This window comes from Acinetobacter schindleri CIP 107287 (genome assembly GCF_000368625.1).
Taxonomy (GTDB): domain Bacteria; phylum Pseudomonadota; class Gammaproteobacteria; order Pseudomonadales; family Moraxellaceae; genus Acinetobacter; species Acinetobacter schindleri.
In genome coordinates this window covers 156,930-170,173 of the sequence record NZ_KB849574.1, presented here as the reverse complement: position 1 = coordinate 170,173, position 13,244 = coordinate 156,930, and the positions used below count along the sequence as shown (strand labels likewise).

8 protein-coding genes are annotated in these 13,244 nt (G+C 43.6%); 2 read left to right on the top strand and 6 right to left on the bottom strand.

Annotated features, from left to right (window positions below; all coding sequences use genetic code 11):
• Positions 1–22: 22 nt before the first annotated feature.
• The 4 genes from F955_RS01040 to F955_RS01025 all read right to left on the bottom strand — a co-directional run bounded on the left by F955_RS01040 (position 23) and on the right by F955_RS01025 (position 6,799).
• Positions 23–1,411: a GntP family permease gene (locus tag F955_RS01040; protein ID WP_004890141.1), complete on the bottom strand. Its 1,389-nt coding sequence runs from the start codon at positions 1,409–1,411 to the stop codon at positions 23–25.
• Between the two features lie 248 nt (positions 1,412–1,659).
• Positions 1,660–3,798, bottom strand: coding sequence for a phosphate acetyltransferase (pta, locus tag F955_RS01035; RefSeq protein ID WP_004890139.1), 2,139 nt, complete (start codon positions 3,796–3,798; stop codon positions 1,660–1,662).
• Positions 3,799–3,851: 53 nt separating this feature from the next.
• Complete coding sequence (locus F955_RS01030; RefSeq protein WP_004890138.1) at positions 3,852–5,075, bottom strand: acetate/propionate family kinase; 1,224 nt, start codon at positions 5,073–5,075, stop codon at positions 3,852–3,854.
• Positions 5,076–5,536: 461 nt separating this feature from the next.
• Complete coding sequence (locus tag F955_RS01025) at positions 5,537–6,799, bottom strand: glutamate-5-semialdehyde dehydrogenase (RefSeq protein ID WP_004890133.1); 1,263 nt, start codon at positions 6,797–6,799, stop codon at positions 5,537–5,539.
• 325 nt (positions 6,800–7,124) lie between these two features.
• Here F955_RS01025 and F955_RS01020 point away from each other — a divergent pair, with 325 nt between their 5' ends.
• Positions 7,125–8,462: an alpha/beta fold hydrolase gene (locus tag F955_RS01020; RefSeq protein ID WP_004890131.1), complete on the top strand. Its 1,338-nt coding sequence runs from the start codon at positions 7,125–7,127 to the stop codon at positions 8,460–8,462.
• A gap of 53 nt (positions 8,463–8,515) precedes the next feature.
• Here the strand turns inward: F955_RS01020 and F955_RS01015 are convergent, their stop codons facing one another.
• Both F955_RS01015 and nagZ read right to left on the bottom strand, forming a co-directional pair.
• Positions 8,516–9,382, bottom strand: a complete 867-nt coding sequence (locus F955_RS01015; RefSeq protein WP_004890128.1) for a class I SAM-dependent methyltransferase — start codon at positions 9,380–9,382, stop codon at positions 8,516–8,518.
• A 115-nt stretch (positions 9,383–9,497) separates the two neighbouring features.
• The gene (gene nagZ, locus F955_RS01010; RefSeq protein WP_004890126.1) at positions 9,498–10,523 is read right to left on the bottom strand and encodes a beta-N-acetylhexosaminidase; all 1,026 of its coding nucleotides are present in this window, start codon (positions 10,521–10,523) and stop codon (positions 9,498–9,500) included.
• Between the two features lie 200 nt (positions 10,524–10,723).
• Here nagZ and F955_RS01005 point away from each other — a divergent pair, with 200 nt between their 5' ends.
• Complete coding sequence (locus F955_RS01005) at positions 10,724–12,913, top strand: carboxy terminal-processing peptidase (RefSeq protein ID WP_004890124.1); 2,190 nt, start codon at positions 10,724–10,726, stop codon at positions 12,911–12,913.
• Positions 12,914–13,244 lie beyond the last annotated feature (331 nt).

The following is a 13,244-nucleotide window of genomic DNA, read 5'->3' as shown; positions in this document are numbered from 1 at the left end:
ATTAATAACTTTCCAACTTGTTTTAGAAAGAACCAAACATTGTTCCAAGTGTAATAACACCAGTCAGTGCAATTAATGGAATAATGACTGCGACGACAAACATGTCGTAATAGGATTGTTTATGTGTCAGTCCACATAAAGTAATAATGGTAATCACCGCGCCGTTATGAGGAAGAGAGTCTAGTGCACCAGAAGCCATGGAGGCGACACGATGCATAAGTTCTGGATTGATTCCGAATTCAGTTGCCAAATTCATATAGGTTTCACCCATCGTATTTAAGGCAATACTCAAACCACCAGAAGCAGAACCTGTAATACCGGCTAAGACATTAATTACGATTGCTTCTGAGATTAGAGGGTTATGAGGTGCAAGCCCTACAAGGAAGTCTCTAAGAATGAGGAAGCCAGCTAAGGAAGCGATGACTGAGCCATAACCTACTTCTGATGCTGTGTTAAAAATAGGCAAGAAAGAAGAAGATACACCTTGTTGTAGTGACTCTTTAACATCAGCAATCCTGTTCCAGTTACAGAAAATAATAGTTAAACAGGCAAGTACTAAGGCGCAGATAATGGCCCATAAACCAACAACAGAGTTAAGAGAGGTATTACCGAATTTATCTGTGGCTAAATATGAAACATCAAGTTGAGGTAAGATCAATTTAGTTAAAACAAGGTTTGCCACAATCACCACAATAATTGGGACAAATGCGATCATCAAGCTAGGACCTGCTTGGTGACGCGGGCCTTGATGATGCTCTATATGATTCCCATAGCCCTCATTATTTGCAGCAGCATGCGCAATTCTGCGATTAAGCCACCACATACCTGCAATTAGCATAAAGATTGAGGAAATTATTCCCAAACCAGGTGCTGCATAAAGATCTGTTCCAAAGAAAGGCATTGGAATAGCATTCTGAATCGCTGGTGTGCCTGGTAATGCAGTCATTGTAAAGGTCAATGCGCCTAACATGATTGCACCTGGAATCAACCGTTTAGGGATATTTAGTTCTCTAAATAATGCGGCTGCAATTGGAAAGACGGCAAAACCAACAACAAACAGCGAAACCCCGCCATATGTCAGTACTGCGCATGACAATACAATTGAAAGCATTGCACGGTGATGACCTAATTTATTTACAAAGAAGTTAGCAATAGTATTTGCTGAACCCGAGTCATCCATTAATTTCCCGAAAATAGCGCCAAGTAAAAACAACGGGAAATATTTGATGATGTAACCACCGAGGCCAGTCATAAAAACTTGTGAGTAAAACCCGAGTAATTCATGACTATACCCACTCCAAAGCACGGCAAATAATGCTAAAGCAGGTGCCAAAATAATTACGCTAAATCCTTTATATGCTAGATACATGAGCAATATTAAGGATAAGACAATTCCTATTAGTCCTATCATGGGCACACATCCTGTCTATTTTAAATATTCTTATAATTTCCATATAATGATACGATTCGTATCATTATTGATGTATATAATTTATACAAACGGAAGTCAAGATCTTTTGGTAATGTATTTCTATTACTAAACAAAATTATTAATAGATGAATTTTTACATGAAAAATAAATATATGTTTTAAATATAAAATTATTTAAACAGAATAAAAAACCACCCTTATGGGTGGTTATAAAAATTTAGAATATATCTATTGACCTTGCTGATCCGCCTGAATCGCAGTGAGTGCAATAGTAAATACGATATCATCTACCAAGGCACCACGTGACAAGTCATTTACTGGCTTATTCAGGCCTTGCAGCATTGGACCAACACTCACCACATTTGCTGCGCGTTGCACCGCTTTATAAGTAGTGTTACCTGTATTTAAATCCGGGAAGATGAAGACATTGGCACGACCAGCTACTTGGGAGTCTGGTGCTTTTTGACGACCTACACTTTCAACCGATGCAGCATCATATTGCAATGGACCATCAATCAACAGATCAGGGCGACGTTCCTTGGCAATACGGGTAGCTTCTGCCACTTTCTCTACATCAGCACCGGCACCAGAAGTTCCGGTAGAGTAGGAAATCATGGCAATACGTGGGTCAATACCGAAAGCTTTTGCCGAGTCAGCAGACTGGATGGCAATTTCTGCCAGTTGCGCAGCATCCGGATCCGGATTAATCGCGCAGTCACCATATACATATACTTCATCTGGTAACAGCATAAAGAACACCGAAGAAACCAGTGAATAATCTGGCGCAGTCTTAATCAGCTGGAAGGCTGGACGCACAGTATTTGCAGTAGTGTGAACTGCACCAGATACTAGGCCATCCACCTGATCAAGTGCCAGCATCATCGTGCCTAAAACAACAGTATCTTGCAGTTGTTCTTTGGCTTGCAGTTCATTCAGCTTACCTTTACGCAGCGTTACCATTTTTTCGACATAGTCGTCGCGAATCAGGTCAGGATCGACAATTTCTAAACCTTCTGGCAGTTCAATACCACGTGCTTTGGCAACTTCCAGTACAGCTTCAGGTTTCGCCAGCAGAATACAATCTGCAATACTACGAGACTGACAGATAGCCGCGGCCTGAATGGTACGTGGCTCATCACCTTCAGGTAGCACAATGCGTTTTTTTGCTGCAATCGATTTCTGTACCAATTCATGACGGAAAGCAGAAGGAGACAGGCGTGGCTTGTAGGTGCCATTTAGCATCTGAATCAGCCAGTCTGGATTGATATGGCTAGATACAAAACGGGTGACCTGATCAGCACGTTCTGTATCATCAACTGGAATTTCATTGCCAAGATTGGCCAGCTTCTGCGCAGTTTCGAATGTGCTTAATGGAGTATGTAAAATTGGCAGGCCATGTTTAATTGCAGACTGGCAGAAGCCTAGCACCTGTTCATTTGGCTGATGTTGTTCAGTCAGGACTAACCCCGCCAATGGAATACCATTACAGCTCGCCAGGCTACTTGCCAGCAGCACATCGACACGGTCAGAGGCACTAATGATCAGTTCACCCGCGACAAATTTATGCAGTTCATGTTCAATGCTGGATGCAATCAGGCTGCTATGCTGAACACGGCGTTGAGCCGCTTCACCTTGATGGATCCATAGCGCAGAAATATGTACAGCCAGATCGGACATACGTGGCACGCTCAGGGTTTTACTAAACGGAACCAAGCCAATCACTGGTAGTTTGTCAGAGCCGATATATGGATGGGTTTTCTGAATAGCTTGTACAAACTGTTCAGTTTCAGCAGTCAGACGCAGTTCTGGATCAATGGTCACTGGAATCTGGGCAGATTCTTCAGGTAAGCCTTTGGTACGCATGAACAGGATACTAGACAGGCGTGTTGAGCTTGCACCACCAAAATTGCGAATCTGATTTTCAACTTTTTCTGCTGTTTGTACTGGATGACGGATATCGGCATTGCTGATAATAACGACTTTGGCATCGAGCGCCTGAGCCAGAGAAGCATTCAGTTCATCGACAAAGCTGTCACGACCATTTGGCACTACACCTTCTACAATAATCAGGTCGTGATTGCGGGCAATTTCACGATGCAGACGCACGGCATCCTCTAGAAGTTCATCCTGCTCGCCATGACTGAGACGTTGCATCATTGCGTTATAGCTGATGGGTTCCACAGTCTTTGCATTGGAGATATGACGATACAGGGCAGTGGTACGGTCTGCCGTATCCGTAATTTCCTGAGAAAATGGTTTGACAAAACCAGCCTTTACACCTTGGCATTCCAGTGCGTAAATCAGGCCTAAGCATGCTGACGTTAAACCAACGCCTTCCCCAGTCGGAACTAATAGAATGGTCTTCATAGCGTATTCAAATATCTAAAATCAAATAGAAGGTATAGGAATCCTACGCTTGCTTAAGCAAGCGTAGCCTCAGGTTCAGACTTTTTTGCAGTGGTGTTCTCCACTTCCTGCTCAACCACGCTGTGGGTTTCTTTGGCGATACGGCCTTCTTCATCGGTTGGTACGACCCAGATTTGTGGGCCTGTACCATTATCGATGCGACCTTCAGTACCACGCTTTAATACATTATTAGCATCTTTATCGAGGTTAAAGCCAAAATGTGGCAGGTAAGCCATGGTTTTTTCACGGATATAAGCGGAGTTTTCACCGATACCACCTGTGAAGAACAGACCATCAAGACGCGGTAGACCACAGCTTAAAGCGGCCAATGATTTCGCTAGACGGTAGCAGAATACTTCAATCGCAAGCGTTGCATCTTCATTGCCATTTTCAGAAGCTTCGATCAGCGTACGCATGTCATTAGACAGATTGTCTGATAAACCGAGCAAACCACTTTCTTTATTTAGCATTCTGTCAATTTTATAGACGTCCCAGCCCAGATTCGCTGCCAGGAAGCTATGCAGACTTGGGTCAACATCACCACTACGGGTACCCATTACCAGACCTTCCAGTGGAGTCAGACCCATAGAAGTATCGACACTTTGCCCATTCCATACGGCACAGGTCGAACTCCCATTACCCAGATGTGCTGTTAACCAGCCACCTTGTTTGAAGCTGCCAGCCAGTTCAGAACCGCGCTCAGATACATAAGCATGGCTGGTACCATGGAAACCGTAACGGCGTACACCAAAGTCAGTGTAAAGGAATTTCGGCACGGCATAACGGTAAGCATGTGCTGGCATGGTTTGATGGAACGCGGTATCGAATACTGCAACCTGTGGCAGATCAGGGAACAGGCGTTGCGTTGCTTCAATTCCAATCAGGTGTGCTGGATTATGTAATGGTGCAAGCGGGGTAGCTTCACGAATTTTTTCAATAATTTCATCATTGATCAGTTCGGCTTTAGTCAAGCTGCCGCCGTGTACCACACGATGACCAATCGCATCTGGTTTATAATTGGCTAGACGCTCCAGACCAACTTCTAGTGCTTTTTTATGATCTGCAAATGGGATATGGATGTCTACCGGTTCATTGCCGACAGTCACACCTTTAATACGGGCATTTTCTGTGCCTAAGTTCTCAGCTAAGCCGTGAATACGGAAATTCTGTTCTTCAAGTAATAAGGCAAACTTGATTGAAGAAGAGCCACAATTAATAACTAATACTGATTTAGACACGATTGTTTACCCGATTCTAATTAAAATTCTCATCCATTTGATTGATCTATTTTGTGCGCCTAGGCGATGCAATTTAGATCAGTGATGCAGTTGTAACATGCGATATTTTTCTGTCCTAGATAGACTTTAGGTGATTAGACTTAAGCACTATCGATCATTTTGTCAGTTATAATTAAAATTTATCAGTTCATCGTTTTCATTTATCAATGAAATAGTAGTAAAAGCAGACCTCATTCAAAATAGCGTTGAGCCAATAAACCTTATAAAGCATGCTAAACAGATTCACTTTTTATAGTTTATACATTGAATTGCTGGAAATTTAAACAAGCTACAAATTTCCAAAGATAATCTTCATAAAAGGTGACCTAAAGGTTCACTGAGCTGGATTTTTATTTTCTTCATTTAGTTCTATAAAAAATCAGCCCTGCGAACAGAGCTGAAAATGATTTTTTACCGCATTGTTATTGACGAATCTGACCGTCACCAAATACGATCCATTTCTGTGAAGTCAGACCTTCAAGACCAACCGGACCGCGGGCATGAATCTTGTCGGTTGAAATACCAATTTCCGCACCGAGACCATATTCAAAGCCATCAGCAAAGCGGGTAGAGGCGTTAATCATTACCGAGCTTGAATCCACACCAGCTAAAAATTCGCGCGCAATACTGTAGTTTTCAGTGATGATTGAATCGGTATGATGTGAACCATATTTATTAATATGTTCAATCGCTTCCTCAACGCCAGAAACCACCTTGACTGCCAGGATCGGACCAAGATATTCGGTATACCAGTCTTCTTCTGAAGCAGGTACTGCATTTTCCAGAATACGGCGAGTTGCAGGACAACCACGCAGTTCTACCTGTTTTTCTTCATACAGTTCGGCAATACGTGGCAGGAACTCTTCCGCAACTTTTTCATCGACCAGCAAAGTTTCCATGGCATTACATACGCCGTAGCGATGAGTTTTAGCATTCAGGGCAATAGGTAAGGCTTTGAGCAAGTCTGCCTGTGCTTCTACATACACATGACAATTACCATCAAGATGCTTGATTACTGGTACACGCGCATCATTGGTAATGCGTTCAATCAGGCCCTTACCACCACGAGGCACAATCACATCGACATATTCAGACATGGTAATCAGCTGACCCACTGCTGCACGGTCTGTGGTATTGATCACTTGCACGGCTGCTTCTGGTAGGCCTGAAACCTGCAAGCCGTGCTGAATCGCTTTGGCAATGGCCTGGTTAGATTCAAGTGCTTCCGAACCGCCACGTAAAATAATGGCATTACCAGATTTCAGTGCTAAAGATGCTGCTTCCAGGGTCACGTTTGGACGTGATTCATAGATCATGCCGACTACGCCAAGAGGTACGCGCATTTTGCCCAGCTGAATACCAGATGGACGATAGGCCATATCGGTAATTTCACCAATCGGATCGACCAGGCTAATCACATCATTTAAGCCCTGTAGCATGCCTTTGAAGCGTGCGGGAGTCAGTTCTAAGCGATCGAGGAGAGCACTGTCCAGATTATTGCTATGAGCTTTAGTCATATCAATCTGATTGGCAGCCAAAATCGCAGCTTCACTGTTTTTTAAAGCAGTATAAATTGCTGACAATGCATCATTTTTTGTTTGGGTGGACGCACGCGCCAAGATGCGTGAAGCCTGACGAGCCTGCTGTCCTACCGTTTGCATATATTGTTCAATAGACTCTTGCATAGCGGTTCGATCACTTAGAAATATCCTTCTGATATTAACAGCCTGAGCCGATACAATGAAGTCTGCTGGCTAAATTTCATGTGCTTTTACAATCGTTAAACATTTTGAAATCGTTTTATCTTTAAAAGCAGACAAGCGGTTGCAAGATTAGTTGCTTGTAAAAAGAACCTCTGTATAGAATGAATGACAGCGACATTGATGTCGAATTCAATAATAAATAAAGAGTAGGACGCGTATTCAGGTCTTTCACATTTGATCTTGAAGCATGAAATCTCTCAATAATTGCTTGCACAATAAAAATAAGGCAAGGATGGAGGAAAGGAAGATGAATTCCATTATCCAGATGGACCACCACCGCATTGAGCAACACAGCCACTATGCGTTTTTTGATCTATACGATAGAAACAGTTTTAAACAGCCACCACGTACGACCTGGATGGATGGCTGGAAAATTGAATATATGGCAATCGCACGCCCTGAAACCCTGCATATGACACCGATGGTTATTATTGGTGGGGCATTTCAGAACTTTAATTCCTATAAATACTGTGTAGAACAGCTATTCGCTGCAGGTCCAATCATCCTGATTGACTTGCCTTCAATGGGTGCTAACCAGCAGATCACCAATGTGGATACTGGCATCTCTGCTGGCTCTCTGGAACTGGAAGATCTGGCAGGCATGCTAGGGCGCTGGCTAGAGCAAATGCGCTTGCCTAAGGTTGCAGTATTGGGCATGTCATTAGGGTCTGTCGTCGCTTCCTGTCTGGCGGATCAGCGTCCTGAGCTGGTGGATCGCATGATCCTGATGGGGGTGATGCAAAAAACCCGCAAGAGCTGGCGGATGTTGCTGGAAGAATCCCTGCACCTGATGAAAGAAGGGCGTATGGATGAGTTTGGTCAAGCTGTCATTTTGTATCTGGTCAATCATGCCCGTTTAAAAGAAACCCGTATGTCACCGACGGCCAAGCGTCTGTTTTTTAGACAGATGGCAGAGTTTACCGCAACTGAGCAGGATCGTTATGATGTTAACTGCAACCGTCTATTACGCCTGAAACATGTGCCCATTCCACAATGTAAAGTACTCGTTGCTTGCGGCCAATATGACAGTTTTACCCTGCCGCATGAAAATGCTGGCTTTGCCCTACAGTGCCCAGACATGCAGTATGTACAGATTGCCAGTGCCGACCATGTACCACAGCTGCAGCGCCGTAAAGAAACCATGCATCTGTTCGCCACTTTCCTGCGTGATGAACCTGTAGATCAGCTGGAAGGGATTATTCCCTTTACTCGGGAACAGATGCTGAAACTTGAACGTCGTGGTGAAGACCGTATTCCGGTACAAGAGCCAGAACGTTTCCTGAGTCATCGACACTCGGATCTGCGTTTGCCTATCACTATTGTGGATTTAAGTTTCTTTGGTGTCTTATTTGAAATGGAAGAAGCGCAGGTGCAGCAGGCCATCCAGTATCCAAGGGATTTGGCTTTGCATCTGGAAGATGAAGAAGGTGAGCTCAAAATTGAATGCCTGATTTTCCAGCATGATGAAACGCAGATTCGTGCCTTGTTTAAGCACGGTAGTTTTGAAGTGGCGGAACGTTTGCTAGGTTTTGTGCAGACTCAAAAAGCTCTACTTGAAGCACAAGTGCTGGATGCAGTCGTTTAGAATGCTCCCGACCTGAATTTGAAAGTTAAATAGATACTTTGAAAAAAACAGCGTTATTCAACGCTGTTTTTTTTGGTCGCATGAATCATCCAGACTAGATCACCTAAATGCTCATCTTGCTCAGATGCTGGATTGGACTGCTGAGGTTGGGCAAAATAGCGCTGCGGCTGTTTTACTTCTACCGCTATAAAACCGGTCTGCTGACAAAACTGCTGTAATTCTTGGGGGGACTTAAAGTGGAAAGTAAAAGCACTACGTGACATAAACTTCAGTAAACGGCTGCATGTCCAGATAAAGCTGGCTAATCGGTTCTTCACCGGTTCAGGGTAAATATCGCTGAGGTAATGAATTTCCGGAAAGCGTTGTCCATACTCGGTAATACCTTTTAATAAGGTGTGCAGCATGTCCTTGTCAAAGTAGTTGATCAGTCCTTCGCTAATGACCACTAGTGGTCGTTCAGAATCAAAAACCTGAAAAATATTGACAAGCTCTTCACTAAAAATATCAGCGGTCAAGACTTCTGGTGCATCCTGATCCAGAATTTTCAGCGCCTGAGTTTTGATCTTGGCCATATCTGGCAGATCAAGTTCACGGTAATTGATTTCAGGAAATTTTTGTCTGAAATTCCAGCTACGCGGAGATAGTCCGCAAGCAATTTCCAGTACTTGTAGCTGTGGGTGCTGAGTAATGAGCTGACAGAGATGTTCATCAATCATCTGGTGGCGCTGTTTTAAGGTAGTACGCATACTGCCGCCCACGTGCTTTTCAGCCCAGGTTTCCAAGGGATGAACCAATGCAGCGAGAAATTTACCTCGCCCAGTCGCAAACACTGGATGAGAAATTCCCATTTGGTACCAGATATAGCCGGTATAGTGCGCAGTAAAAGAGATATGTCGATGTTGCGAGAGTGGTTGTGTCATGTATTCCTGACCTTATTGTTATTGTATAAGTTTTTGTATTTTTACATCATAAACAAAAAGGAACACTTGTGGTGTTCCTTTTATCGTATTCCTGAATCGTACTAGCTAAATATGCTTATGAAGCCACCTGATTTCTAAATCCTGTAATTTCATCACGAACCTGACGCCATTCTTCACCAAGATCTAAAACGTCATCAATCTGAATCTGAGGAATACGACCGCGCATGCGTTGCAGACGTTCCTGATTCGGCAATGGTAAATCTACAATTCCCTCAAGGGCCAGGCATTGTGCTGCCCGGTCATTACAGACCAGACCCATATCACAACCTGCCTTCAGCGCTGCCTGAATACGGGCATCAGCGCCACCTGCGACACAGGCAGCTTGCATACTCAAATCATCCGAGAACAATACACCGTTAAAACCAAGTTCCTGACGTAAGATTTTCTGAATCCAGAATTCTGAAAAACCGGCTGGATTGGGATCAACCTGACTGTAGATCACATGCGCTGGCATCAAGGCATCCAGTTGTGGCTGTAGCTGAATAAAGGTCTGCATGTCTTTTTGCTGGATTTCTTCATAGCTGCGTGGATCTACAGCCGCTGCCACATGAGAATCGGCTTTTACAGAACCATGACCCGGGAAGTGTTTACCGGTCGATGCCATGCCAGCACGTTTCATACCTTTCAGGAAAGCGCTTGCCAGTGGAATGATGTCCTGAATATTTGTGGCAAAACTACGGTCACCAATAACATCGCTGATATCATTCAGATCCAGCACAGGAGCAAAGCTAAAATCAATGCCGACTGCCAGCACTTCAATCGCCATTAACCAGCCACATTTCTCTGACAATTCTAACGCACGTTCAGGTTTGCTTTGGTAAAGTTCTCCAAAATGACCCATGGCCGGGAGTAGAGTAAAGCCCTGTTTCAAGCGCTGAACGCGACCACCTTCCTGATCGACTGCAATCAGAATATCCGGGCGAATCTGACGCATATGATCTGTCAGGGCGCGAACCTGTGCAGGTGATTCAATATTACGGCCAAACAGAATGACCCCGCCAACCTGCGGAGCCTGTAGCAGTTCAATATCTTCCTGGGTAAGGTGAGTGCCAGCGATGTCGAGCATCAATGCGCCAATCATATGCGGTGTCCATATTAGAATTTTTCAGCGAAAACAATACCTGATTTCTGCAATCTTTTGCTACACTTTGACTGCACAGAATATGATAAAACTACACAACATAAACTTATTAAGTTGTTTAAGATCGCGGATACGTTTATTTCAGATCGGAAAACGACACGGTTAAATTGGTCAAAAGACCAAGGAAGTACGAATTATTTATGAAACTTCAAACAGTAGCTTGCGCAGTTGCAGTTGCGACAGGCGGATTCTTTTTTACCCATGTGGTGAGCGACGCGATTGCTGCTGAAAAATCAGAAGTCGTAAGCAAAGCCCTTCAACCATCTCAAGAACAAGCGCTCGTATCTAGACAGCTGGCTACTTTAGTGGATCGTCAGCACTATTTAAATATGCGTCTGGATGCTCAAACTTCACAGCGCATTTTTGATTTTTATATTGATAGTCTGGATCCGGAGCATAGCCTGTTCCTGGCACCTGAAATTGATAACTATAAAAAACGTTATGGTGCTAGTTTTGGTGCCAACTTGAAAGCAGGCAATCTGGCTGGTCCATTTGAGATTCATGCACATTATAGTGAACGCCTCAAGCAGTTCTATACCTTTATGCTGGATGAACTGAAAAAGCCTCAAAACCTGAATCAAAGTAATGTTTATATTGAGACTGACCGTGAGAAAGCACCATTCTTCAAGACACCAGAAGAACAACGCGCTTACTGGTCAAAAATGCTGGTTTCTCAGCTGATTAATCTGACCATCAGTAAAGAAGAAGAGCAGGCCAAACAGAAAGCATTAAAAGACAACCCAGAACTGGCCAATGGTCAGGATCTGAGTGGTCCAGAGGATTTGACACCGGCACAAACCTTAACCAAGCGTTATACCCGTCAGCTTGAACGTTTAAGTCGCATCAAGAGCGATGATGTGCTGGATAAAACGCTGAATGCCATGATGCTGACCTATGATCCACATAGCAATTATTTCCCGCCTGTGGATGCGATGGAACTAAACCGCCAAACGACTTTACAGCTTGAAGGTGTCGGTGTTTCAATTCGTCCAGAGCGTGGCAATGAAGACTACACCAAGATTGAAACTATTGTGGAAGGTGGTCCGGCGAGTAAATCAGGTCAAGTGAAATCCGGTGACCGTATTATTGGGGTCGCTCAGGATGGCGGACCAATGGTCGATGTCATTGGTTGGCCGAGTAATGAAATTGTCGGTCTGATTCGTGGTAAACGTGGTACTAAAGTTACTTTGAAATTGCTGGGCGCTGGCGCAACACTAGGACAGGCGCGTAATGTCACTATTACCCGTGATGTGATCCAGGAAGAAGATGCTGGCGTACGTACCCGTGTGGTCGAGATTCAGCGAGATGGCAAGAAGTATCAATATGGCGTGATAGAAATTCCATCATTTTACCTGAACTATCGTGCACGACGTGCAGGTACAGATTATCGTTCTGTATCTGAAGATACCAACAATGCCCTGAAAGAACTTTCGGCCAAAAATGTTGAAGGGATTATTGTCGATTTACGCAATAATCCAGGTGGTTCATTAGAAGAAGTTGCACGTATGCTGGGGCAAGTGATCAAGTCTGGTCCAGTGGTACAGATTCGTGATGGCAATGGCAATGTCAGTGTCTTTGAAGATGATGATGGCGGTGCACAGACCTATGCTGGTCCACTGGCGGTCATGGTCAACCTCGCTTCTGCATCGGCAAGTGAAATCTACTCTGCTGCAATTCAGGATTATGAACGTGGTATTGTCATTGGTAGCACCACGACAGGTAAAGGTACGGCACAAGTACAGCTGGATACCTTGGCACATGGACAGGCTACACTGACACAACGTAAGTTCTATCGTATCACTGGTGGCAGTACCCAGAACAAGGGTGTGGTCCCGGATATCAAACTGGTCGATATTTACAATGAAGAGTTTGGTGAGCGTAAGGCTAAAAATGCCTTGCAGTGGGATACCATTCCGACAGCACCCTTTAAACGTGAAGGTGAAGTACAGAAATATGTACCTGATCTGATCAAGAGCTCACAGGTTCGTGTCAATCTGGATCCACAATTCAAGTATCTTGAGCAACGTACAGCGATTGCCAAGAAAACTGACGAGAAAAAGCGTCTAGTATTGGATCTGAATCAGCGTAAAGCGGAATTGCTGGAACTTGAACGTAAGACCTTGGAATCTGAAAATGCACGTCGTGCAGCAACGGGTCAGAAACCTTATCCAAACTGGGAAAGCTATCAGGCCTCAATGGATGCATTGATTGAAGCACGTGCCAAGATGAAAGCTAAAGATCGTCCGCAGCTCCCTGAAGAGGAAGTATTTGTTGTAGAAGCTGCCAATGTTTTACATGACTATGCCCGTTTACAAGGAAAAGCGAAATAGTTATTCAGAATTGAAGAATTTAATTTGACTAACAGCCTGCATATGCAGGCTGTTTTTCTATTTTTTGTTGAAAAATAGTAAACAAGAAAAAGTTGATAAGTGTTAAAAATGCTATCTGTTTTGTTGAAATTCATAATGTTGTGATCTAGATCTGCTAAATTCTAGTCAATGAATGAATTTAACCATTTGCTAAAACTTGAAACACTTTTAATATATGTCACATATTTCTTATTTTTGTCAGATTTGGATTTAAGTCAGTAAAATTATAGTTTTTGTTGTGCTTTCAATATTGCGGTTCAAGTATCGATAAATTAAAAAATTTTTATGGGTC